The organism is Enterococcus sp. B2E4 (genome assembly GCF_030499455.1).
Lineage (GTDB): Bacteria > Bacillota > Bacilli > Lactobacillales > Enterococcaceae > Enterococcus_D > Enterococcus_D casseliflavus.
In genome coordinates this window covers 1-25,741 of record NZ_JAUKPK010000030.1, presented here as the reverse complement: position 1 = coordinate 25,741, position 25,741 = coordinate 1, and the positions used below count along the sequence as shown (strand labels likewise).

Sequence of the window (25,741 nt, the reverse complement as noted above, 5' to 3'; positions counted from 1 at the left end):
GCTACGTATCGAAGACCAACTTGGTGAAGTTGCTGAATACAAAGGCTTGCAAGCTTTCTACAACTTAAAAAATAAATAATCTGGTAATGTAAAAGTAACTATACCAATTTTTCAGAGATGATAAAATTAGTGTGAAAAGTGTTTCTACTTTTATGTTCTAGTATTATTGCTAAGTGCCTTTCTTATGTCAACTAATGACATGAGAGGGGCATTTTTTATGCACTATGAACGGTTAGTAAAGGAATACTTGTTAGAATTGAAATTGGAGAATTATTCAAAAAGAACGATTGAATCTTATGGACAACACCATCGGAAATTTGTAGATTATTACAAAAAAGAAATTGGTTCACCGATTTTAATTGAAGATGTTTCAAAAATTCACTATAAGTTGTTCATCAGTTATTTGTTAGATTGCCAATTAAAAAGTAGTTATATAAATACTATTTTAAAAACTCACAAATCTTTCTGGAACTATTTAGTATCTGAGAAAGTAGTCAAAGTTAGTCCTCTGGAAACTATAAGGTTATTAAAGGAAACAAAGCCATTATTAATTACATTCAATGATAGAGAAGTAAAGGATATGTTAAATGTGTGGAAATTCGATACTTATTTAGGAGCAAGAAATAAGTGTATTATTGCTCTTTTAGCAGATACAGGTATCCGTGTATCTGAACTATTAAATTTAAAGGATACAGATTTAGCTGAAAACTATATCAGAATATTAGGAAAGGGAAATAAATGGCGAGTAGTCCCTATATCATCTGAACTGAATTATTTTATTACTCGATATAGAAGGATTCGAGATAGACATTTTTATACACTTAGAAATTATCATGGAAAAACAAGGAAATTAGATGAACAGCTTATTTTAGGGAAAACGGGAAGAAAAATTAAGACGGTGACTAATATTGAATTGATATTGAAAGAAACTGGTAAGAGGGCAGGGGTTAGGGAAACTATTAGGTGTAGTCCCCATACGCTGAGGCATTATTGGACTGTAAAGAATTTACAGATGGGTCAAGATATTTTTACAATAAGTAAGATGTTGGGGCATTCCAAACTAGATACAACGAAAATTTATATCAGTAGTATCACGGATGAACAACTAGTAGATAAGGCGGTAAAGACAAGTCCTTTGAGTAGCATAATGTGAATTATTTTTTTGAAGATGTAGTATTACCGTTATTATTTGAGTATAATTAATTTAAAAGTGATGATTGGAAATTTTTAGTAGATTACTATTAAAAAAGACTATGCTAAATAAGTAAAGCTAAAATCAGAAAATAAGTTATCGAAAGGCTGTGAGTGTATTTATGGATAGACAGTATTATAAACATGTAGCTTCAAATCAACACCAATCTCAATTAAAAGTAGGTTCTGATAAAAAATTAATGAGCGATATCTCGTTCAGACATTATAAATTGACCAAGCAAGTAGAAAACATGAAGATGAAAGATGGAATAAAATGGTGTTATGGATATTCAAACTATATTAATCATCAAGGTCTACCTAATTTAACGGGAGTTCAGCGACAAAAATTTCAAAGAGGACAAATAGTTTTTGTTGATTTTTTCGGAGGGTTTGGTGAAGAATTAACTTTTGACCATAATGCTATAGTATTGCAAGCAGGAATTAAAGGATTGGTAGTTGCTCCTATAACCTCAGCTGATAGATACTATCAAGATGTAAATAATCCGTTATTGGTACAAATAGAAAAGAAAATTAGTAATCAAGGTAATCTATTGTATAATTCTACTATCAGAATAGACCAACTAAGATACATAAGCCGTAGTAGAATTTTGAGAAGGCACGGACTGGTATCTGATGGGGCAAAACTAGACGAAATATCTTTAAAAATAGCTCAGTATCTTACTCCGGTCTTATTGAATCAGATGGAAAATAAAATGGAGAAAATTCAACAAAAGGCTGAGGAAGATGTTGAGGAATTGAACGAGGAAATCAAAGTTTTACAAGAAGAAAATTCTAGATTAAAAGAATTAATTAGTATAAGTAAAGAGAATCTGTAAGTTTGGTACTTGACAAAAGGAGTATTCGGACGTATAATTCAATATGTAATTAATATTAATTACATATAATTAATAATATTTTTCGGTGCATCAATTTTTGTTGATGGGACCCTTACACGATTGAAGTGTAAAAGATTTTTTATCCCTTGTGCTTTTTAGCATAAGGGATTTATTTTTGTTCTATAAATTTGCTTCAGTTTACATCTGTAGATATAATAAAAATATGGATACTTTTTCAATTTCTATCCATCGTAAACCTTAATCTATCAATAGTTGAGACTGTGATTTAGTAAAGATGGATAGATTTATATTATGAGAGATAGAAAGTATCCATAAATCATTCATTATGGAGGGAGGAATATGCCACAAGGAAATATTAATGTCAAACCAATTAAATCTAGGGAAGTATTAATAAATTTCTCAAACGAACTGTTGAGAAACAAACATGGACAAAGAGATTATACAATATTTATGTTTGGGGTTTTTACTGGACTAAGAATTTCAGATATATTGAATCTAAAAGTGGAAGATGTAAAAGGGAAATTAAAAGCAAATATTATTGAGAAAAAGACAGGAAAGAAAAGAACACTTAATCTGATGCAATTAACGAATCAAATAATTAAATACCTAGACGAAGAACATGATGGGGAAAGTGAGTGGTTATTTCCATCACCTAGGAATAATGCGAAACATTTAGCTGCACATCAGTTCTATAAGATTATGCAAAAAACGGCTAATTTCCTTGATTTAGACTATATAGGAACTCATACATTGAGAAAAACCTTTGGTTATACCTATTATCAGAAAACAAAGGATTTAACGGCATTGATGAAAATTTTAAACCATAGTAGCCAGAGTGTAACTCTAAGATACATAGGAATTGAAGAAGAAGAGCTTCAATCAAGTTTGGATGAGTTTAATCCGTTTCAATAATGAATATAAAAGCACAATCAACTAAGACTGTGCTTCTTTTTTTGCATTCTTTTTCGCAATGGTATTATATTGTTTTCTATTCTCAGTGCTTTTTTTATATAAATTATTTAATCCTTCATAATTATCTATGTCATTTGAAAAAATAATTTTTTTAGTGGTCTTGAAAAAGTTAGTTAAATAGAAAAGTAGTTCAAAAAGATTATTTATTTTAATCAAATGCCATTGTTGTTCTTTTTTTATATAGTAATAGAAACTATCTTTGCTTTGTATATAAATTAAAATATCATCTCGGATAAATTCAGTATTATTTTTCACTCGATAAATACTAAAATCTTTCAACTTTTCTTTGATTGTAGGTAAATGTTGCATATCAGGAATTGCAACAATATCTAAATTATCTAAAGAGGGGGTATAAAACAGTTGATTATCATCACGAATACTAGAGAATTGAACAGGTATCTTAACATGATGGTGATTTATAAAATCTAAGAGCAACTCTTTGTTCTGATTAGACAAACATTGATTAAACAATTGGAAAGCTTGTGGCTTCTGACTGAAATTTTTATGATTATAGATATTTCTTACAGAACTGTAAAAAGTAGCACTCACTTGTTTTTGTTGATTCGTAGCTATTGAAAGTTTATTGGTTCTAAAGCCTAATGTTAACATTTTTTGTAAGGCATCAGCTTGCAAATCTAGTTGATTTAAATTGTCTAAATCGAACTTCTTAGAATAATAGAAGTGTTTAGATAACTTCTTTTTAGAAACCCATTTATGCTTCTCTAACGTGCTTAAACGAGCTTCTAAGCTGATTCTGTTGCATTGTAGTAGTTTTTCTAAGGTTGATTCATAAATCCCATTAGATTCCATAATTAGTTGTAATAATTCATCACCATCAATCGCTCTTTTGTTGACAATATATTTTTTCAAATTCACTCCCTCCAATAATTTTTTTACATAATTTTTCAGTAATTTTCATTCTCAAAAGCATCCATTTTTGCACAGCTAGGAAAGGTTGAAATACTCCAATTTTATGACCCTAACATAGTAGGGAATCCCTTGTTCAAATTTCAGAAAATTTTTTAGGTAGCTGCTGTTTTGAAAAATTCACGGAGGTTTCCATTCAAAATTTTAAAAATTTCATCAAAAATCACCGAATTTTCAAAAAGTTATCATGAAAGTTATCTAAAAGTTGTCATCCATAAAATCGAAAAAGCACTTTATATAGGGTTGATGTAGGGTTTGTGTAGGGTGTAAAAATTGAAGATGTAGGGATAATGTAGGGTGAGAAAATTAAGAGAAAAAACAGAGAAATTTCTCTTAAGTATCCATCTCGTAATTATCCAAGTTTACCTTACTTTATGTCTTAATTATAACATCTTAAAAATGGGATTGGAAATTTGGGTATCATACATTACTTTGTTGACAACCCGTTAAAAAATTACAGCAAATAGTATAATCTTATGCATTTAAATTTTGTTGAAGGTGTTAGTGAAAAGAATTATTACGATATCGTCATTGTTCGTATTTGGTAAACTGAGATTTAGAAATTATTACGATGGCATGAATGATATAGGAATTACGAGGTGAGTAACTATGAGGGGATATATAATTTTTTAATAGGGATTTTATTAATGTTTAAGTGAAAAAATAGTTAATAATATAAACACTATATTAGAAAAAACTAAGTAGAGGTAAGATGTTATAGGAATAAAAAAAGGTAATTTAATGAGAAAGAATACGAGGTTAGCAATACTTATGGGTCTTTTTATGCTTATGATAGGATTTCCTCTCTATTTGGAAGAAAGTACTAATTCAACGGATAGCGATGAAGGCTTAGAAAATAGCAATTCAGGTGAAAACAATAGTAGTAACTCTGGAAATCAGAATGATTCTAATGAAAATGTAGTAAGTAACAATCTTCTACTTCCTAAAACTGTGGAAGCAGGAAATAACCTTTTATTGTGGGGGGATAGTTCTACTATTTTTCAGGGGAGTAATGCTACATAAAAAAGAACGCTTATCTGCGTTCTTTTTTATGTATAGATATTCTTGTTTCTAGATAATAATAAAAACTATAGTGAGGATTGATTTTTTGAACAACTGTCATTGTAGATGTGATAATTTTATTGCCTTGTTTATAATCATTATGAATCCTCTCTATGTAGTATTTTAAATAAATATCTACATTAGATTGTAAGAAGAACTATCATTTATTTGAGGTGTTAGTAGTGTTCTCTAATTAAGTATTTGAACCATTATACCAATCGCCATTAGCTAGTTTAATCGCTCGTGGATGGATTCCCTTGGGATTGCTAATAACTGAACCATCACTCATTTCATTCTCTCCTCTAATAACATGTTCAATTCTAGAATCACGAAAAGCACTATTTTGAATAGCAGTTATATTAGTTACGTTCAATGTGCCGTCAAAATATGAACTTCTAAATGCACCTGTTGCTATAACTTTTAAGTTTTGTGGTAATACTAATTCTCCGTTAAACATTGATTTGTCAAAGGTATATGTACCAATTTCAGTTAAGGTATCTGGGATTTGTAAGCGACCTTCAAAGGTTGAATACATAAATGCTCTGCCACCAATAACTCTTAGATTTTTAGGCAGATTTAATTGCCCGCTAAACGTTGAGTTATAAAAGACCATATGACTAATGTATTCAAGATGATTTGGTAATCGTATCTCACCAGTGAACTGTGCATTTGAAAAAGTAGTATTTACGGTCCCTGCTGTAAGTACATTTTCAGGCCCAATTCCGATTATTTTTTTACCATTAATGGTATCTGGCAAAATTAAGTTTCCTTTCATATCAGCAGACCCACCAGCTTGATAATTACTATTAGTAGTGCTTGAACTATCAATCCGTAAATTCCCATCAGTCATTTTTTCTGCACGAACCCAAATAGCAGTTTCATTTTTCGATTCGTTTTCCTCTCTTATTTTTGCATATATATATTTAGAATCTTCGTTCTCAGCAGAAACATCCAATGAATCATTATCTGTAAATATTGTTTCAACTTGCTCTAAGTTGCTCGTAAATATTTTTGCCAAGCTTGGCTGTAAAGTATCTTGAAAAAGAGAATAGCTAATTAGAACAAAAATGCCAAATATTATAATTGCGATGACTACAAAGAGTCCTTGACTCGCTCCATTTGTCATAAAAAAACCTCCATAATTATTATTTTATACGTCTCATATTATAACATCTGATAAAAAGAAATTAAATCTTTAGTGATGGTTAAAATGCCTTCATAATAATATTTGTCGTGATATGAGGTTGGTTTTTTTGGTGAATAATAGAAAAGTAAAGGAGGGTATAATTTTCTAGACAATTGTTATATTTCGTGTGATAATTAAGTTACCTTGACGAGAACCATTTGAATCCCCTCTATCCATTTAAATGTTTTTCAATTGCCCTGACTTTTGTGAAGTTAGGGTGTTTTTTTATCGTAAATAGAGATTATCAACTAAACTAAGAGCAATGAAAGGAGGAGTATAATATGGAAAATAAAATTATCGGCTATATTCGAACATCGACATCTTCACAAGATTTGGGATTAGAAGTTCAAAGAAAAGCTCTAGAACGATTTGAACCAGAGAAGATATATTCAGAACAAGTGAGTGGCAGAAAAGAAGAAAGAAGAGAATTAGCTAGAGCTTTATCCACATTGAATGAAGGAGATACCCTTTTGATATACAATTTATCAAGACTGAGTCGTTCTTCAAAACAATTAGTAAATTTAATGTCAGAATTAAATGCGAAAGGAATTCATCTAAAAAGTGTTCAGGAGTCAATCGATACTTCATCAGCGACTGGAAGACTATTTTACACGGTGTTGGCTGCTATTGCTGAATTTGAGGCGGAGAACATAAGCATTCGAACGAAGGAAGCGTTGGCAAATTCAGAGAAACGATTAGGGAGACCACCAATTAAAAATAACGTAAAAAAGAAAATCTTAAAAATGTATATGAATAAAGAACTTTCTCTAGATGAAATTGCTAAAAAATGTAATGTAAGTGTTAAGACTATCTATAATATAGCGAAAAATGAAGGTTTATCGAGAAAATAATCCTTGATTAATCTTTAGACTGAAGGTAACATAGAAGAGGGAAGCAAGGTGTTACCGGCAATAAATCAAGGTTTTTTACCGATATTAAATTATAAAAATAATTTACATAAAGAAGACGATTGTATCAACATTTTTGAAGTTGATTCGATGGTCTTATTTTTGTGCAGAAAAAACCTTGATTTATTACCTTTTACAAATTTATTAAAAGGATTGATTTTATGGCTTTAAAAGATGGGATAAAAATAATCATACAAGATGTAACTGAACCGGAACCAGAAAAAGAAGGATGCCTCGTAAAACTAGCTAGTATTTTAATCGTATTGGCTATAGTCATTGGTATTTTGATTTTGCTCTTTAAATTTTTTATGAATCACTTGTTATTATTCTTTATATTGGTAGTAGGATTTGTTTTTGTTGTGACAAAATTTGGAAAGTAGATGATAACAACGAATCAGTTGGCAATAAAGAAATATGTAATTAACAAAGTGAAGAGAACTTACGTAAAAGCGAATGTAACAATTCCTAAAAAAGTGATTAATGGAATGGCTAATGCGTTATACAAAGAATTTCAAGAACTATCAGAGAATGAACAAAGTAATCTTTTATTCAGTGATGAATTGTTGCTTATTTTAACCCAAAAACATGTGGAGCGAATGGAGCGAGAATTTCAGATAAATAATTTTGAAGGAGAAGAAGAATGAATCGAATGCAAAAAAGAAAGAAAAAGATACAAAGCAAGGTGTTCAGAAAATCGGCAGTTGTAGCAACTTTGGCAACTGTTCTGATTGCACCAACCGTCTTAGCGGCTACAAATGGGTTAAATGAATTGGATGGAGATAAAATCGTTCAATATGCCAATGAATCAGCTAATTTCACATGGAATGATAATACTGATAAATGGAATCATGGTAATTTAATGGATGCTAAAACTGTAACTATTGGTAATGCTAAAATTGGTATTTATTCCCAACAAGATGGTGTTTTAACAGTTGCAGCAGGAGAAGCACAGTATGGAAACGACTATATGGCAGCTCCAATGGCAACTATTCCTGTCGTTGCAGGAACTACACAATACGCAACAATCGATTTATCTGATACTGGTTCAGGTGATATCTTATCAGGCACAGTAACCGTTGCAGTTACTTTTTCAGATGGAGAAGACCCTACACCAACACCAGATAAACCACAAGCACCAAGTAATATTACATTTAATGATAGAGGTGATTTTGTTACTGCTTGGGTAGGAGCAAATACTTCAACTTCTGTCTACGATGCAAGCGGTAACCGTTTAGATGACGGTGCTATGTATATGGAAACTGAAGGTCAGGCATCGTTTGACTTGGTTCGAAAATTAGCTAAAGGTGAACAAATTTATGTTGTATCTATTAACCCTGATACACAAGTAGAGTCTGAAAAAACATGGACTACATTTATGCCTGTAACTGCTAAAACTGCAGTAACTATTATGGGAATGGATAGAGATAGTGGAGAAACACTATGGTCTACTGTTCAAGAACTAGACGCAGATACTATGCATACACTAACTGCTGATACAGTTGAAGGATATGAGTTAGTATCACCTGCAAGTGAAGATGTCTATGTAACTGGAGATTCTATGACACATGTATTCTATTATGTGAAAAAGGAAGTATCTCCAGAGGCAAAAACAGGCACCATTCGTATGAATTATGTTGATTTGGAAAACAATCCAATTGCAGATTCAACATTACATGAAGCGACATTAGGTGAAGAAGTATCTATAAATGCAAAAGATATAGAAGGCTATATGTTACTAGGAGATTCAACTTGGATAATTACCCTTGAAGAAGAAGGAATTTCGGATTACTACTTTGTTTATGCTAAAAATGAAGAACAAGCAGTGGAAGTTACTCCTGCTTCAGATGTTCAATTTGTTGAAGAATCTAACGGTAGTAAAATTTCAGCTAAAGTTGAGCAAACTTTATTCTTGGTTATAGTAAAAGATGGTGAAATTTTAGCTCAAAAACAAGCTGTATCAAACGAACGAGCAACAATTGTTGATTTAACAGTAGATTTATCGAGAGAAATCACTGAAGGGGATTCTGTTGAGTATTACACAATGGACTCTGAGGGGAACAAATCGTCAACTGAAACTTTGACTCGTGAAGTTATCGATACGGATACAGACACGGATACGGATACAGACACGGATACAGATACAGACACGAATACAGATACAGACACGGATACTGATACTGATACAGACACTGATACTGATACGGACACAGACACGGATACAGACGCTGACACTGATACCGATACCGATACCGATACCGATACAGACACCGATACAGACACGGATACGGACACCGATACGGATACAGAAACCGATACAGAAACCGATACGGATACAGATACCGACACGGATGCCGATACCGATAAAGATACAAATGCTAATACTGATAAAGGTTCTGAATCAGAAAAAGAATCTTCTAAAGACAAGAATACTAATAAAGATAAAACATTGCCAAAAACTGGGTCAGAAATAATGAAAAGTGCATTAATGACAAGTGCCGGATTAGCAATTGTTTTGAGTGCATTCGTTCTTTATAGAAAAAAATAAAAAAGGGTACTGGAAAATAATATTTTTTCTTTATAGCTTAATTTAAAAAGGAAGGCTGGAATAAGCCTTCTTTTTTTGTTTGCAAAGTTTTTAATACAGGAGTCCTAGATACCACGTAATAATAAAAAATATATTTGACCAAATTTATCTCAAAATATTATATAAAAACCACTTAAAAAATGACCCTTAAAAAAGCCTTATTTATCAAGGGTTTTATGATTGTTGACAGGAATACAAGATTACTGTTATATCAACGATTTTTACGTCTATTTTCGAAAAAACATCTCTCAGATTAAGCGAAACTTTTTTTATGGGGAATTACTCACTAGAATGAAGCTGAGAGGTGTTTTTTAGGTTGGATTTAAGATGGAAAATATAATAAACATTGATATATCAGTGTTTTTAATAGTTTTGATGAATCTAAGAAAGAAGTAATAAAATAAGAGAATTCTTTTAATAAAAATACACTAATTATTTTTTGTTGTCCGAAAATGATATCCATTCTTGACTTCAGTTGATAATTGATGATATAGTCCGGACCTAAATTGATTAATAAAATAATTTCGGAGGATAAATTAAATGATTTCAAAAAAATTAACAGCAGAGGAATTGACTGAGAAACAAGAAAAAGTAAAGGCTTGGCTACATATATTGGACAAAATCTATGGGGTAAAAATGACCGCTTTTTCTAAAGCCATTGGTATTCACAATCAAAATCTACATAATTTTCGAAAAGGAAAACGTGGATTGACAGAAGAAAAAACAGTATTATTAGAGAAAGTAATCGTTTTAAAATACGGTAGATTACTAATGTTGGAGGACAGAGAGTATGAAAGTATATCTAAGTAATATTCTGAATAAAGTAAAACCAGACCAATACAAAGTAAAGAAGATTTCTAATACGATTATGAACAATCTAAGAGAAATCACTATTCAAGAATTTGCAGAAGAAATAGCTGTGAATGGGAAAACGACCGTATTAGCTGAATTATCAGAAAATAAATTGTCAAAAATGACGAAAATTATCGGACAAGAACTAGTCATGTTGGATTTTGATAATAAAGATGAGAATAAGTTATATACGATTGAAGATTTAGAACAGGACACATTTATGCAAGAAAATGCTTGTTTTATTTATCGAACATTTAGTGACTTGTTCTCTGAGGTTGATAAATTTAGAGTTGTTTTTCAATTGGATAAATTAGTAACAGAGAATCATGAGATAGAACAGATATATCAATCTTTACTTAAAAAATACCCACAAGCAGACACAAGCATTGGTCAAACAAGTAGAATGTTTTTTGGGAGTAATAGTGGTTATGAAGTGATTGATTGGGATAACAGGCTAGCTGTTAGTGGACTATTAGAAATTAATAATACAGAATCTACTGAGATTGCGGAAATTATCAGCGGTGAAATAATTGATGAATCTATGCCAAATTATGAGTTGTTGAAATTAGGTAGATTGGATATTGTTAAAAATAAACTAGGAGATAATTATAAACAAGAATTTCCTGATGATTATAATGCAATGAACTACTTTAAATCATTGGATATGAGGGAGTTTCTTGAATTATCCGATGACAATCCGTTTTATGATATTTTTCATGAGGAAGAGAACCCTAGTGCAAGTGTGTTTTATGCTGAAGAACATGGGATTTATCTATATAAATGTTTTTCTGCCAGCAATAAGTATTGTGGGAATATTATCTCTTTACTGGAGCGTTATTTAAAAATATCTTCAATCGAAGTAGTTAATTTATTAGTAGAACTTACTGGTTCGACTGTAACAAATACTTCACAACTAGGTCAAAGTAAATTTAATGCTCAAAAATTTAAGCGAGAACTACAATCAGGAGAATTAAAACAAACGTATCCTGAACTCTATCAATATTTTAGTAAATATCAAGTTGAAATTCCTATTGTTTTAGACTTTATGTATGATTATGTTTATATGGATGATAATGGTGAACTAAGATATTTAAATTATTACAGCATTAAAAATCTGGCAAAGCAATTAGCTAGAGTAACGAACCAAAAGAAAGTAAGCTTAGATAGGACAAGAAAAATTCTTTATCATATGATTGTTACTGAGATTGTTAAAAAGAAACCAGAAGCAGAAATTCCTAAGGATATATTTAATGGTTTGATACTGGAACAAAAGAAAGATTGCACTAAGCTAAGAACGAGTAACATCTACGAACCAACAAACTTGACGGATGAAAACACAGCAGTTAGTGAAGGAATCGCCAAGGTTTTAAGAGAAAATAAAGTAACAGTCGGTAGTTTAAGTTATGAATTGGTATATAGACTTTTTGGAGAAGAAAAGGCTTATCAGGATTTTCCACAATCTTATAAACCACTTGTTGAACAGAAAAAAATAAAGATGAGTAAAGCAGACAGTAATTTAAGCCAAGCAAGTGAGAAATTGGAAAAAGCTTCAGTTAGAATTATCATGAACGAGATAGAAGAAAAAGGATATGTTTACGAAAAGGATGTTATTTCTAAGTTAGCTAAAGCAAGAAGATTAAAGGTTCGTGACACTGCAGAAAGATTTAAGAAACTAAGAGCGGATATATACAATAAATATGGTTTAAATACGTGTAGACTAACTAAAGAATTGTATAATCAGTTAGGAATCAAGGAAAAGTATTCATCTAAGAATGTTATATATAAAGTGAATTAGCATATTAGACAGGTAGTGTTTCTATCTGTCTTTTTCTATTAGAAATCATTGATAGTAAAGGGTTATTTCTATATATTAAGAATATTATCTCTTTTTATATCAATTCAAAATTGCGTATTGAACAAGAAAAATACGTATAGTTTTCCCTAGAAAATACTGGCATAATTGATAGAAATCATTATACACATCTATATAGGATATTCCCTCTAGATGTGTATAATGAGGAGGCTTATAAAAGCCAATAAAATCAATAGAAAACTACGTGTTTTTTCTAAAATCAATACGCACTTTTTATATTCCCTCTAGATGTGTATAATGGGAAGGTCAAAAAAAGACAATAGATTCTAGGGTAATTTACTTGTTTTCACACATATCTTTACGCAAAAACTTATTTACACTTGATAATTGTGTGATAAAAATAGCTATAAAACGTTGATATATCAGTGTTTGTATTTTGAGTTCCAGTAAGATTGTATCTTGCTTACTTAATATATGTGCTTATGTTTAGCAATATAGCCAAAAGTTATTCTCTAGTTTTTTAAATATAACGAATTAGTGATAATTAATCACGAATCCTAGTTTAAATATATTTTTAGAGAATCTGCCTTAAACATCATCAAACCAATAATATACCTTTAATGATATATTTTATTCTGTATTAAATATTCAATCGTTTAAATAACGTTAGATTTGTTTTGAGCAGTCTGCCTTCAGCCCTTAGTGTCTTGAAAATGATTTTCGATGAATTATACTTAAAAATTTATAATCGCTTAGAACGCAATTTAAGCAGCATAAAATTGATTTTAAATTTTTAGCAAAGAAATTACTAATGATTTTAATGGTCAATAAGATTTGAGAAGTATTAATCTGTGATTTGACCATCAGAATTCATTTTTTTAATTTCAACCATTTGTTGTTCGTAAAATGGCGAGGTAGCTATTTTAATCTTTTTGTCTGTTGAAATCTTTAAAGATGAAATATAGTGAGGAGTTATTGCCACTTCAGCAGATGTTTCTGATAACGTAATTAATAATGATTGATTGTCGCCAAAAGTAGCATATTCCGAAACAATAGCAACTAAGCCATCTCTGTTTGTTAGTATCGACAAATACTTAGGAGCTTCGATAATCCATCCAAATTGCATCTTGTGAGTATTCATTATATGTTCCAACTCTCTATTTGTTTTTTGTTAACATAATAGTAACTTAAAAAGAGAAAAAGTGCGAGATAAGAAAATATTTATAGTTTATCTCTAGAAACACTGATAAAAATGGTAGGATAATAAAAATCAATAAAACTAAGGGGAAACTATCTGCTTTCACACATATCTTTTCGCAAAATTTTATTTACGTTTGATAATAGTGTGATTAAAATAGCTGTAAAATGTTGATATATAAGTATTTCTATTTTTTAGTGACAGCAAGATATAATCTTGCTTACTTAATAGAGAGAATTAGGAATAATCTTCTCTTAAATTTCATCTATTTTTTCATTTTTGGGAAAAAGAGGTTAATAAAAGTCAATAAAATCAATAGGTTTTTATCAATTCATTTTAGGGGTATATATTAGTATATTCTATTCTATACCCCTAAAATAAATCTCGATTTTCTCCTAGAAAAAGGGGATGTTTTTAAAGGTCTTTTTCAAAAAAATTCTATTTTTTTCTATAATATTATATACCGCTAAAACGAACTGCAATTTTTACCTAGAAGAAAGCGACTTTTGAGCAACTTTATTTTCATTTTTTTGAATTTTTACTATTAAGCATTGATAAATCGGTGGTTTTACCACCGTATTAAACAGAGAATTATAGGTTTAGTAAAATAGCGAAAGTTTGCTGCCTAGAATTTTTAAATATAACAAAAGAGTGATAATTCATTTTTGTTTTATTTGAATTATGTCTTTTTTGGAAAATCACCTAGAACCATCTATATATCAAGAATATATCATTAATGATATATATTGTTTTCTTTAAATTGCTTGGGTATTTAAATAACGTATAGTGAATTTTAAATAGTCTGTTTTTATTTGTTAGAGCTTTTAAAATTACTTTTGATAAATTATACATAAAAATATAAAATCGCTTAGAACGCATTATAGGCGGCTTAAAATTGATTTTGGTATTTAAGAAGATGCTTGGGAATTGAAAATTTCTATAAGGGCTCCTGAGGCTAGTATTTAAATCGCAGGAACTTTGAGTTACCTATGGATTTTACTTGTAGGAATTTTAGATTTTAGTAATTAGTTTAAAACGTTGATATATCAACGTTTAATATGTTTTTTGGGAAAATATATATTAAAAAATACCTCTCAGATAAAAGTTAGTGAGTAATTCCCCACATTTTTTTCTTCGTTGCATCTGAAAGGTGTTTTTTCAGAAATTCATTGAAATATTGTTGATGTTACAGTAATCTTGTATTTTTGTCAACAAGTATGAAACCCTTGATAAATAAGGCTCTTTTAAGGGTCATTTTTTAAGTGGTTTTTATCATAAAATTTGAGATAAAAAAATAATAATTATGAATTGCCAATTTAGATTAATTTCTTTAATTCGGTTGCAACAATTTCAGTTCTGATAAAATATTCTGATATTTGGCTACGATAAGGAGTATTTGCTAAGGCTTTCAAAATAGTCGGTTGCAGATTTGTTTGAAAATCAATAGCTTCAGTAAAGAATTGACAATATTGAATCAAGTTATTGTTGATACTGATAATTGAACGATTATAATTTGAAGAAATTTCCAATCTACCAGCATTTAGAAAATACTTTTTAATTTCAATAGGTTTGAAAATAGAGGCAATGCTTGTTTGGTGGGTATGATATTCATAATGTCCTCAAAGTGATTTTCTTTTCTTATATCAGATGAGCTTCTGTAAGAAATTGATTAATATACGTTTGTTGAAAGGAATAAAATACCTTTACTTTTTTATTAAATATAACAAATAATTGGATTTATATAAATAAGTAAAGTTAGATGTGAAGTGTTGATGCGACAGTTAAAATTGCAATTTAAAAATGACGATGATACTATAAAAAATATAACATGAATATTCATTATTCTTGTATAAAATTTTATATTAAAGGAGGTCATTTTTCATGACAGATGGAGCTTCACAAGGACTTTTTGTAATCGTAGCGGTGGTAATTTTTGGTATTTTTGTATTAATCGCTTATATTTTATTCCGTGATACATTACAACCTAAATTAGCAGATATTTTCAAGAATGCCACAGATACTGCAGAAGCAAGCTTGAATTATAAACCTACACCTGCAGGTTAAAAAATGGTCTACAAATTTGCAATTATAGAAAAAGGATGTTATGTTATTCTTAGAGATGCGAATGATAAAAATGTCATTTTAAATTAAGAGAACAGTCTAGTCCACTGTTCTCTTTCCTTTTGGGCAAGTAGATTTATTCTGCTTGTCTTTTTTGTATACTTATTGAACAAGAGATATGAAAATTAAGCCAACAGCTTAGGTAATATAGAATTGACCCTAAAGCTAGGAAGTAAGTTTTTTCTTGTTATTTAAAACGTTGATTTATCAACGATTATTTAAGCAGATATAAATAGTTTATATAAAAAACACCTCCCAGATAGCTTTAAGTGTAGAATTACCCATAAAAATTTCTTCGTTGCATCTGAGAGATGTTTTTTCAGAAATTCATTGAAATATCGTTGATGTTACAGTAAGTTTGTATTATTGTCAACAAGTAGAAAACCCTTGAATTTACTGTCTTTTTTGAAGGTCATTTTCTAAGTGTATTTTGATTAATTTTACGAGAAAAATTTTCACTATATTTGTAGTAATAAAATGGTACCTATTCTAAAATTACTTTTATAATTTATAATGGAGGTAAGTCAAAAAATACCTTTTGATGAATTATAGAAATATAGTCGATATAATAAAGAATATTAAGGAGCAGTATAATGGCACTGACACAAAAAGAGATGATTCATTCGCTCTCTAAACTTCTAAAATGGCTTGAGCAAGAAAGTAAATGGGGAACGAATAGCGGAGAATTGAAATTTATTACAGGACGTATAGGTGAAATTTATACAGCAATAATGACGAATGGAAAAATGGCTACAAAAACAAATCAGCCAGGTTATGATGTAATTGCTAATAATGGGGACTGTATAAGTGTTAAAACAACCACTAGTGAAAAAGGAACGCATCATTTTAATTTCAATGCTTCTACATTAGATAGTGTTGATAGAGTGATAATTGTATATGTGGATACCGAAAATTTAAATATTGAAATTATTTATGATGCTGTAATTGAAGAGGCGAAAAAGCTTATGATACCAACAAAAAGTGGGAAAGACAAGGTGATTTCTCAAAGTAAAATTCTAAAAAAATCAAAAATACATAAATCAGAAAATGAAACTATTATAGAAGTTAAATATAAACAATTTACTGTTCAAAAACTAGAAAATGGTTCTATCAAATTATTTGAATACTTTGAAGAAGTGGAAATAGTAAAACCAGTTCTCAGAATGATAGCTCGACAGATAGGAGTGGACACAACGAATATTAACGGAAACGAATTGAATACAAGAACTCTTGGAAGTAATGTAATTAAGGAACTTTTAAAAGAAACAAAATAAATAGGCTCATTCTTTAGATTTATTCATAAGGTATAAAAGAATTAATTTAATTCGATTGGTAATTGTTGTCTATTTATAGAAAGTTGATAAAAATCTTTGTATAATTAAATTGAAGGTTTTTCAATTTAGGAGTGAGAATCGTGAAGAAAAATGATTTTAGAGAGGAGCAGAAGTTAACTAAGCAACAGAAGAAGATACAAGAAGCGTTTAGTAATAAGCTTGAAGTAGAGATTATTCCAGCAAAAGTTTCTGATTTATCGATACAGAAGAAAAGAGTGGCTGCTTATTGCCGAGTAAGCACATATGATGAAACCCAGTCAGGGAGTTTCGAATTACAAATCCAATCATATACGGAAAAGATACTTTTAAATCCGGAATGGGAATTTGTAGGTATTTATGCAGATAGAGGAGCTTCTGGAACCACTATAAAAAAAAGAGAACAATTCAATTGTATGTTGAATGATTGCCGATTGAACAAGATTGATTTGATTATTGTGAAAAGTATCAGTCGCTTCTCACGAAATGTATTAGATTTTATTTCGATTTACAGAGAATTGAAAGCGTTATCTAATCCTGTGGGAGTATTTATTGAAGATTTGAATATAAATACTTTAGATACTACGAGTGAAACATCGTTATTGATGTTGAGTGTAGTAGCACAAGCTGAAAGTGAACAGAAGAGTGAAGCTATTACGTGGTCTATTATTGAAAGATTTAAAAAAGGATTACCTATAATTCCCACGCATAACTTCCTAGGATTTACTAAGGATAGATTTGGAAAGGTTGTTTTAGAGGAATCAGAAGCTGAAATAGTTCGTTTCATCTATAAAAATTTTCTTGAAGGAGTTCGGGCTGTTGATATAGCAAGTCTTTTGAATGAAGCAAATATACCAACTGTAGCAGGCAATAAGTGGAAATCTTCAACAATTTATCGTGTGTTAAGAAATGAGAAGTATTTTGGCTTAGTTATCATGCAAAAGACTTTCACGGTAGATTGTTTTTCACACAAGAAAAAAATAAATCGTGGTGAGAAACCTCAGTATTTATTGAGAAATGGATTGCCTGCTATTGTTTCTGAAGATGAATGGAATTTGGTGCAAGAATTATTGTTAAATCCAAGAAAAGGGTTCAAAAAGAAAACTGGCAAAAATATTGAAAAACCTAGGAATTTTGTTTCTACTATTAAATCAGGTGTATTTAAAGGATTTATTGTGATTGATACGAAATGGACAAAAGAGGAAGTCGCTGAAGTATTGTCGAAAGGAGAACACCAATAATGAGCAAAATAAATTTTGATGAGTATAATTTTGAAGTAATTAGTGTAGAAACGACTGGTAGCTACTTGTTGACTATCAATAAAAATTCTTTGACGTTTGATAAATCAATCGCAGAAGCCTTAGGTTATACAAGTCACGTAAAACCACTTTTAGATAGAGAAAATAAAGTATTTGCTATTCAAGCATGTAAAGCAAATTCTTTAAAATCAGTTCCATTCTCAAAGCCTGCAAGTCAACAAAAAGGAAGTATCAAGATGCAATATGGTGCAATAAGAAATATTCTTCGGTCACTAATGGGAGATAAATGGAAAGAAGAGATGAGGTATCAATTGAAAGGAGATTTAATACCTGACAAAAAAGCTATGATTTTCGAGCTCGAAAAATTTGAAGAATTATTGCCTTTTATTCCTAGAAATCAGAAATAATTTAAAGACCCACCGCTTTATCATGTATGTAAGCAAAACACCTCTCAAATGAAAGTTCGAGTTTGAGAACAAGACTTTTGAACATCAAATATCAGAGTACTGTTGTAAACAAATAAAATGAACTCAAAAAATGATAGTTTTTAATGGTTATTTTCAAAATGTTACTCTCTAACAAAGTATTTTTTAATTTTATTGACTATAGTTTTTTCATATGATAAGGTCCGGTACCGGTAGGATTTGATTCCTATAATACCAATAGCGTCAATATTCAATCTGAAAAGTTGATTTTTAGATATTAAACGCTATAATCTATTTGTTAAGTAAGGTGAGTGTACTGTGACTAAAAAACGTAATTATAGAGAAATAGAACAAGATTTCCATCAGTTAATGAATAAGAAATATTATCAGAAGCAACATAATGAAAAACTACAATTGTTGATGGATGAGTTAAAAGAAAACTATGATTTTTCAACTTATACAGAAGATACTTCTAGAGCAATAGCTTTGCATTACTACATGTCACAAAAATTTAGAGATGATAAACCTAGTCTGTTTTGACTAGGTTTTTTTGCTGTCCAAAATTATCAAGAAAACTGTTATAATATGAAAGTATGTATGTCAATTAGGAGGAATAAAATTATGGTTTCAGCAGAACTTAAAATTGAAGATAAATTGTGGGCAGCTGCAGATAAATTAAGAGGAAGTATGGATGCATCTGAATATAAAAATGTTGTTTTGGGCTTGATTTTCTTGAAATATGTTTCAGATAGTTTTGAAGAAAAATATGAAGAATTATCAAAAGATGAGTACGCTGACCCTGAAGATAAAGATGAATATTTGGCTGATAATATTTTTTGGGTACCTGCTGAAGCAAGGTGGGAAAAAATCAATCGTGATGCCAAAACACCAAAAATTGGTGAAACAATTGATGAAGCGATGATTGCTATAGAAAAAGAGAATTCATCATTGAAATTAGTACTCCCAAAGAATTATTCAAGGCCCCAATTAGATAAAACTCGTCTAGGAGAAACGGTTGATTTAATTACTAACATTAAAGTAGGGGATTCAGAAAACCGTAAAACTGACACATTAGGAAGAACATATGAGTATTTTCTTGGAAAGTTTGCAAGTGCGGAAGGAAAAGGGGGAGGGGAATTTTACACACCACGTTCGGTCGTTTCGCTATTAGTAGAAATGCTAGAACCTTATAAAGGACGTATTTATGACCCATGTTGTGGTTCAGGTGGTATGTTTATTCAATCAGAAAAGTTTGTAGAAAAGCATCAAGGGAAAATTGGCGATATTTCCGTTTATGGACAAGAATTTAATCCAACAACATGGCAACTTTGTAAAATGAATCTTGCAATCAGAGGAATTGACGGAAATATCGGCACCCATAATGCTGATACATTTCAAAATGATTTACACAAAGGGTTAAGAGCGGATTATATTTTAGCTAATCCTCCTTTTAATATCAGCGACTGGGGTCAAGAAAAGCTACTAGAAGATTCTCGTTGGAAATATGGTACACCACCAAAAAATAATGCGAACTATGCATGGATTCAGCATATGGTGTCTAAATTAGCACCAGAAGGAACAGCAGGATTTGTATTAGCTAATGGAAGTATGTCTACATCTACTAAAGAAGAATTTGAAATTAGAAAAAATTTAATCAAAAATGATTTGGTGGAATGTATTGTGACTTTACCTAGCCAAATGTTTTATTCCACCCAGATTCCAGTATGTTTGTGGTTTGTAACAAAATCTAAAGCCAAGAAAAATGAACGAAATCATCAAGGTGAAATTTTATTTATTGATGCCAGAAATGAAGGGTTTATGGCTGATAGAACAACAAAAGAGTTTAGTGAAGAAGATATTAAAAAAGTGGCAGATGCTTATCACGCATGGAAGGGAACCAATGACAAAAAATATACTGATGTAGCAGGATTTTGTTCATCAGCTTCATTGGAAACTGTTAAAGAGCAGGACTATATTTTGACTCCGGGTCGTTATGTAGGTTTAGAAGATGAGGTAGCAGATTCTGAGCCATTTGAAGAAAAGATGGAACGATTAACAACATTGTTATCAGAACAATTTATCCAATCGCACCAATTAGAAGAAGATATCCGAAAAGCACTTGGAGGAATTGGCTATGGAATCTAATTGGAAAAATGTAAATTTAGGAAACTACGCGAAAATTACCATGGGACAGTCTCCTGAATCTCAATTTTATAATGAAGAACTTAATGGAATTCCGTTTTTACAAGGTAGCAAAACTTTCGGAGATATTTTTCCAAAAATTGAAAAATATACAACTAAAACTACAAAACTAGCGTCTGAAAACTCAATAATTTTTAGTGTAAGAGCACCTGTTGGAGATGTTAATATTGCACCAACAGAATTATGTATAGGCAGGGGGTTGGCTGCATTAGAATCAAGAAACAACCGTTTTTTATATTATCTTCTAAAATTCAATAAATTTAAATATGAAAGTTACTCTTCTGGAACGGTATTTAGTTCAATTAATAAGAAATCGTTAGAAACAATGATAGTGAGAATACCTAATGAGAAAAATCAGGATAAGATTGCTGAGATTTTATGGAATCTAGATTCAAAAATAGAATTAAACAATCAAATTATTTCTAACCTTGAAGAACTAGCATCTACATTGTTCAAGCGATGGTTTGTTGAATTTGAATTTCCTGATGAAAATGGAAATCCATATAAATCAAGCGGTGGAAAGATGGTTGATAGTGAATTCGGTGAAGTTCCTGAAGGATGGGACGCAACTAGTTTATCAGATATTGCTAATTATAAAAATGGACTTGCAATGCAGAAATTTAGACCAGATGAGGATGAAAAATCTTTACCAGTTCTTAAAATAAAAGAGTTAAATCAAGGTTTTACTGATTCCAATAGTGATAGATGTAGTATTGACATCAGTGACGAAGTTAAAATTGAGAATGGTGATGTTGTTTTTTCTTGGTCAGGAACTTTATTAGTTAAAATTTGGACGGGAGGAGACGCTGGATTAAATCAGCATCTATTTAAGGTCACTTCAAATAAATTTCCTAAATGGTATTATTATCTATGGACAAAGTTTTACATGAATAAATTTATAGGCATTGCAAAAGATAAGGCTACAACCATGGGACATATTAAGAGACAGCATTTAAATGAGGCTAAAGTTCTTATTCCTTCAATCAATATGTTAGAGAAGTTTGGCAAAGTTTTAAGTCCTACGATTAATACGGTAACTGAAAAAGGTATAGAAAATTTAGAACTTTCAAATCTACGAGATTCTTTACTCCCTAAATTACTATCAGGTGAAATAGAACTACCAGAAGATGAGGAGGTGTAATTTTTGGCTGAAGAATACCGTTTTAATGAAAATGAGTTAGAATTAGTTGCTTTACGTTGGTTAGAAGAAGTGGGATATACTTCCGTTTCTGCCAAAAAATTAGAAAATAGCGGGATGTCTAAACGGAAAGATTACAAAGAAGTTGTTTTGATAGACCGTTTGAAAGAAGCTCTTGTAACAATTAATCCTGATGTATCAATGGCAGTGATTGACGATGCAATAAAGACAATTACTGTCCATAAACATCCCGATATGGCGGTCAATAATCAAACTTTCCATAGATACATTACAGATGGTATTGAGATACCTACACGAGAAGGTAATCGCAATGTTACAAAACGCATTTTATTATTTGATTTTAATGAACCAAGAAACAATGATTTTTTAGCAGTCAATCAATTTATAGTGGAAGAGGATAATCAACGCAAAAGAACGGATATTATTCTATTTGTCAATGGATTGCCCATTGTATTATTTGAATTAAAGAATGCGACTGATGAATCCGTAGGCATTTCAGACGCTTATAATCAATTACAGACATATAAACAAGAAGTTCCTTCATTACTTACGTTTAATGAATTTATGATTGCTAGTGATGGTGTGCAAGCAAAAGTAGGAACTTTATCAAGCAATGAAGAACGTTTCATGGTTTGGAGAACGATTGATGGAAAAGTGGAACATGGAACAGCTAGTAGTCAATTAGAAGTGCTAATCAAAGGAATGTGCAATCCAGAAGTACTACTTGATTTACTGCATCATTTTATCTTATTTAAAACTGATGGGGATAAAACGATTAAGATTTTAGCGGCGTATCATCAATATCATGCAGTGAATCGTGCAGTAGAAGAAGCAAAACGTGCGGTTAGCACTGAAGGAGATAATAAAATTGGGGTTGTTTGGCACACCCAAGGCTCAGGTAAAAGCCTGTCAATGGTTTTTTATACTGGGAAATTGGTGCAAGAATTAAACAATCCGACTGTTGTAGTTTTAACTGATAGAAATGATTTAGATGACCAATTGTTTTTAACGTTTAGTCAATCAAGTGATTTATTACGGCAAACACCAAAACAAGCCAATGATGGGGATGAGTTAAAAGAGTTATTGGCTGTCAATGCAGGTGGTATCGTGTTTAGTACCATGCAAAAGTTTGCACCTAAAGAAGGCAATCAGATGGATGTATTGACTGATAGACGAAACGTTATTGTAATGGCAGATGAAGCACATCGTTCTCAATATGGTTTTAGTGCTGATGTTAATGCAAAAGATGGCTCAATCAAATATGGATATGCTAAATACTTACGAGATGCGTTACCCAATGCTTCCTACATTGGTTTTACAGGAACACCTATTTCTAGTGCAGACAAGTCTACAAAAGCTGTGTTTGGGGATTATATAGACGTATATGATATGACCCAAGCGGTAGAAGATGGAGCTACAGTAAAAATCTATTATGAAAGCCGAATCATCCCTGTATCACTTCCTGATGGATTAGATATAGACGATTTAGTAGAAGACATTGTGGAAGGTCAAGAAGATGATGTCGCTTCAAAAACGAAAGCAAAATGGAGTCGGATAGAAGCTATCACAGGTTCGCAACCTCGATTAGAAAAATTGGCTCAAGATTTTGTGAAACACTTTGAAACAAGACAAGAGGCTTCTTTCGGTAAATCAATGATTGTTACAATGTCTAGAAGAATTGCGATTGATTTATACCAAGAAATAATTAAACTTCGTCCTGATTGGCATTCTGATGACGATGATAAAGGGAAAATTAAGATTGTAATGACAGGTTCAAGTAGTGACCCAGATTATTGGCAACCTTTTATTGGGAATAAGACAAGACGTGATAAATTAGGGAAGCGAATGAAAGATGATTCTGATGAACTTCAAATTGTCATTGTTCGAGATATGTGGTTGACAGGTTTTGATGTTCCGTCTATGAACACGATGTATATTGATAAACCAATGCAAGGACATAATTTAATGCAAGCAATCGCTCGTGTGAATCGTGTATTTAAAGACAAAACAGGTGGATTGATTGTCGATTATATTGGGATTGCACCGAACTTAAAAAATGCTTTACAAGAATATACACCAAATGACCAAAAACAAGCAGGTATTGATACTCAAGTCGCTGTGAATTTAGTCAAAGAAAAATATGACTTGATTACCAATACGATTTTAGATAAATTCGATTATTCTGATTTCAATTCAACAGATTATACGAAAAAATTACAAGTTATTACAAATGCTGCAAACTATATTCTAGGATTAGACGATGTTGAATATGTTAAGAGATTTAAAGATTTAGTAACGGAAATCACTCGAGCGTATGCTTTGTGTGTGACAGAGGAAGAAGTTCAACAATACAATGCTGAAATTGCCTTTTTTAAAGCTGTAAAAGTATATTTAATTAAATTAAACTTTGTAGATGGAGTAAAATCTCCTCAACAAATCGATGAAGAACTGAAGCAATTAATTTCTAAGTCTGTTGTAACGGAAGATATTGTGGATATTTACGATTCTCTAGGATTAGAAAAAGCTGAATTGTCTATTTTATCTGATAAGTTTTTAGAAGAAATTAAAGAAATGCCTCAAAAGAATCTTGCTCTTCAATTACTTGAAAATTTATTAGCAGGAAAAATAAAGTCTATTCAAAAAACGAATGTTGTTCAAGCAGAAAAATACTCTGAACTATTGAAAAAGTCCATAAATAAATACAATACTAGAGGAATTACTTCTGAAATTGCCATTCGTGAATTAATTGAATTGGCAAAAGATATGAAGACAATGAAAGAAGAAGGCGAAGAATTAGGCTTGACAGTTGAGGAAAAAGCTTTTTATGATGTTATCTCTAAAAGTTCTGATGAAGACGAGCAAGTTCTAAAAGATATTGCAATAGGTATTGCTAAAACTATTGAAGAAAATATGACAATTGATTGGACAAAACGTAGTTCTGAGAAAGCACGAATGAGAGTTGAAATCAAACGTTTTTTGAGAAAAAATAAATTTAAGACAGATTTAGAAACCATTGATTTAGTGATTACACAAGCAGAGTTAATGGCTGATAATCTTTCATAATTATTAAGTAGAAAAGCTCAGAGGGAAGCATTCTAATTGTCAATAAAAATGAAAGGAAAGGTAAGATGACTATTAAGAAAGCTTTAATAGATTTACAATCGACGAAGCAGTTACTTGTAAACAGCTTGCCGATTTTTATGATACTTATCACAAAAATAAAGAATTTAAGGATGCAGTTGATTTTCTAAGTAGTATCATAATAGATATGGGGCAATTAAAGGACGAATTGTATGCTTCTGAGGATTCACATGAGCTAGGTGCTGTGGAATATATGCAAAAGCATTATCCTACAGCAGTTTTATTAATCAATTTAATTCCTAAAGATAAGAGAAAATTTATCCACTAGTCACTTGGAATGTTCAAATCTCTAATATAAGGAATAATAATCTGTTATGTAAAATTTCTAGTATTGCAAAGTAGAAACAATAAATTTCATGTTTCTACTATTATATAATGGAAAATCTAGACATTGTTTGATAAGATGCTAGAGACATAAGAAATGCAACCTAAAGATTGTAGATAGCTGACCACGTATTTATGATTTCTCGATTGAAAATGCTGATTTATCAGCATTCATTGAGTAGAAGAACAAAAGGAAATTTTAAGTGCAGTTGCAACAAACGCTGGCCAAATCAAAACTGGTTCTCTTTCA

The 25,741-nt window shown here is 30.8% G+C and carries 22 protein-coding genes and 1 pseudogene; 20 read left to right on the top strand and 3 right to left on the bottom strand.

Annotated elements, in window-relative coordinates; all coding sequences use genetic code 11:
* Nucleotides 1–217 precede the first annotated feature (217 nt).
* The 3 genes from Q1X33_RS15980 to Q1X33_RS15970 all read left to right on the top strand — a co-directional run bounded on the left by Q1X33_RS15980 (nt 218) and on the right by Q1X33_RS15970 (nt 2,960).
* Entirely contained in the window at nt 218–1,153 is a 936-nt protein-coding gene (locus tag Q1X33_RS15980) for a tyrosine-type recombinase/integrase (RefSeq protein ID WP_194199263.1), read from the top strand.
* Nucleotides 1,154–1,313: 160 nt separating this feature from the next.
* A complete protein-coding gene (locus tag Q1X33_RS15975) occupies nt 1,314–2,027 on the top strand; it encodes a type II toxin-antitoxin system PemK/MazF family toxin (protein WP_194199264.1) in 714 nt (237 codons plus the stop codon).
* Between the two features lie 360 nt (nt 2,028–2,387).
* Entirely contained in the window at nt 2,388–2,960 is a 573-nt protein-coding gene (locus Q1X33_RS15970) for a tyrosine-type recombinase/integrase (protein WP_194199265.1), read from the top strand.
* Nucleotides 2,961–2,981: 21 nt separating this feature from the next.
* On the opposite strand, the gene Q1X33_RS15965 is transcribed toward Q1X33_RS15970, so the two are convergent.
* Nucleotides 2,982–3,890, bottom strand: coding sequence for a hypothetical protein (locus Q1X33_RS15965; protein WP_301969839.1), 909 nt, complete (start codon nt 3,888–3,890; stop codon nt 2,982–2,984).
* Between the two features lie 798 nt (nt 3,891–4,688).
* Here Q1X33_RS15965 and Q1X33_RS15960 point away from each other — a divergent pair.
* Nucleotides 4,689–4,970, top strand: a complete 282-nt coding sequence (locus Q1X33_RS15960) for a hypothetical protein (RefSeq protein ID WP_301969838.1) — start codon at nt 4,689–4,691, stop codon at nt 4,968–4,970.
* A gap of 232 nt (nt 4,971–5,202) precedes the next feature.
* Here the strand turns inward: Q1X33_RS15960 and Q1X33_RS16675 are convergent, their stop codons facing one another.
* Nucleotides 5,203–5,784, bottom strand: a complete 582-nt coding sequence (locus Q1X33_RS16675) for a leucine-rich repeat domain-containing protein (RefSeq protein WP_367652795.1) — start codon at nt 5,782–5,784, stop codon at nt 5,203–5,205.
* Between the two features lie 692 nt (nt 5,785–6,476).
* Between Q1X33_RS16675 and Q1X33_RS15950 the strand changes: the two genes are divergently transcribed.
* From Q1X33_RS15950 to Q1X33_RS15920, 7 genes are all read left to right on the top strand, one after another.
* Entirely contained in the window at nt 6,477–7,046 is a 570-nt protein-coding gene (locus tag Q1X33_RS15950; RefSeq protein WP_301969836.1) for a recombinase family protein, read from the top strand.
* 48 nt (nt 7,047–7,094) lie between these two features.
* Entirely contained in the window at nt 7,095–7,274 is a 180-nt protein-coding gene (locus tag Q1X33_RS15945) for a hypothetical protein (RefSeq protein WP_301969835.1), read from the top strand.
* Nucleotides 7,265–7,483, top strand: a complete 219-nt coding sequence (locus Q1X33_RS15940; protein ID WP_301969834.1) for a histidine kinase — start codon at nt 7,265–7,267, stop codon at nt 7,481–7,483. The genes Q1X33_RS15945 and Q1X33_RS15940 overlap by 10 nt, the downstream gene beginning before the upstream one ends.
* Entirely contained in the window at nt 7,484–7,747 is a 264-nt protein-coding gene (locus tag Q1X33_RS15935; RefSeq protein WP_301969833.1) for a hypothetical protein, read from the top strand. It abuts the gene before it with no gap.
* Nucleotides 7,744–9,648, top strand: coding sequence for an LPXTG cell wall anchor domain-containing protein (locus Q1X33_RS15930; RefSeq protein ID WP_301969832.1), 1,905 nt, complete (start codon nt 7,744–7,746; stop codon nt 9,646–9,648). The genes Q1X33_RS15935 and Q1X33_RS15930 overlap by 4 nt, the downstream gene beginning before the upstream one ends.
* Nucleotides 9,649–10,227: 579 nt before the next feature.
* Nucleotides 10,228–10,497 (top strand): hypothetical protein, encoded by a 270-nt coding sequence (locus tag Q1X33_RS15925; RefSeq protein WP_301969831.1) that lies wholly within the window; start codon nt 10,228–10,230, stop codon nt 10,495–10,497.
* On the top strand, nt 10,478–12,334 hold the full coding sequence (locus Q1X33_RS15920) for a hypothetical protein (protein WP_301969830.1): 1,857 nt from the start codon (nt 10,478–10,480) through the stop codon (nt 12,332–12,334). The genes Q1X33_RS15925 and Q1X33_RS15920 overlap by 20 nt, the downstream gene beginning before the upstream one ends.
* 862 nt (nt 12,335–13,196) lie before the next feature.
* Here Q1X33_RS15920 and Q1X33_RS15915 read toward each other — a convergent pair.
* Nucleotides 13,197–13,493, bottom strand: coding sequence for a hypothetical protein (locus tag Q1X33_RS15915; RefSeq protein ID WP_301969829.1), 297 nt, complete (start codon nt 13,491–13,493; stop codon nt 13,197–13,199).
* A 1,938-nt stretch (nt 13,494–15,431) separates the two neighbouring features.
* Here Q1X33_RS15915 and Q1X33_RS15910 point away from each other — a divergent pair.
* From Q1X33_RS15910 to Q1X33_RS15870, 9 genes and pseudogenes are all read left to right on the top strand, one after another.
* The gene (locus tag Q1X33_RS15910; protein WP_115240399.1) at nt 15,432–15,614 is read left to right on the top strand and encodes a hypothetical protein; all 183 of its coding nucleotides are present in this window, start codon (nt 15,432–15,434) and stop codon (nt 15,612–15,614) included.
* Between the two features lie 650 nt (nt 15,615–16,264).
* Entirely contained in the window at nt 16,265–16,945 is a 681-nt protein-coding gene (locus Q1X33_RS15905; RefSeq protein WP_301969828.1) for a hypothetical protein, read from the top strand.
* Nucleotides 16,946–17,082: 137 nt separating this feature from the next.
* On the top strand, nt 17,083–18,222 hold the full coding sequence (locus Q1X33_RS15900; protein ID WP_301969840.1) for a recombinase family protein: 1,140 nt from the start codon (nt 17,083–17,085) through the stop codon (nt 18,220–18,222).
* A complete protein-coding gene (locus Q1X33_RS15895) occupies nt 18,222–18,647 on the top strand; it encodes a hypothetical protein (protein WP_301969827.1) in 426 nt (141 codons plus the stop codon). The genes Q1X33_RS15900 and Q1X33_RS15895 overlap by 1 nt, the downstream gene beginning before the upstream one ends.
* A gap of 336 nt (nt 18,648–18,983) precedes the next feature.
* The gene (locus tag Q1X33_RS15890; RefSeq protein ID WP_301969826.1) at nt 18,984–19,205 is read left to right on the top strand and encodes a hypothetical protein; all 222 of its coding nucleotides are present in this window, start codon (nt 18,984–18,986) and stop codon (nt 19,203–19,205) included.
* A gap of 81 nt (nt 19,206–19,286) precedes the next feature.
* Nucleotides 19,287–20,810 (top strand): class I SAM-dependent DNA methyltransferase, encoded by a 1,524-nt coding sequence (locus tag Q1X33_RS15885; RefSeq protein ID WP_301969825.1) that lies wholly within the window; start codon nt 19,287–19,289, stop codon nt 20,808–20,810.
* On the top strand, nt 20,800–22,008 hold the full coding sequence (locus Q1X33_RS15880; protein WP_301969824.1) for a restriction endonuclease subunit S: 1,209 nt from the start codon (nt 20,800–20,802) through the stop codon (nt 22,006–22,008). Before Q1X33_RS15885 ends, Q1X33_RS15880 begins: the two co-directional genes overlap by 11 nt.
* A gap of 3 nt (nt 22,009–22,011) precedes the next feature.
* Nucleotides 22,012–25,089, top strand: a complete 3,078-nt coding sequence (locus Q1X33_RS15875) for a type I restriction endonuclease subunit R (RefSeq protein ID WP_301969823.1) — start codon at nt 22,012–22,014, stop codon at nt 25,087–25,089.
* A gap of 65 nt (nt 25,090–25,154) precedes the next feature.
* Nucleotides 25,155–25,435 (top strand): annotated as a pseudogene (locus Q1X33_RS15870) (hypothetical protein).
* The last annotated feature ends 306 nt before the right edge of the window (nt 25,436–25,741 follow it).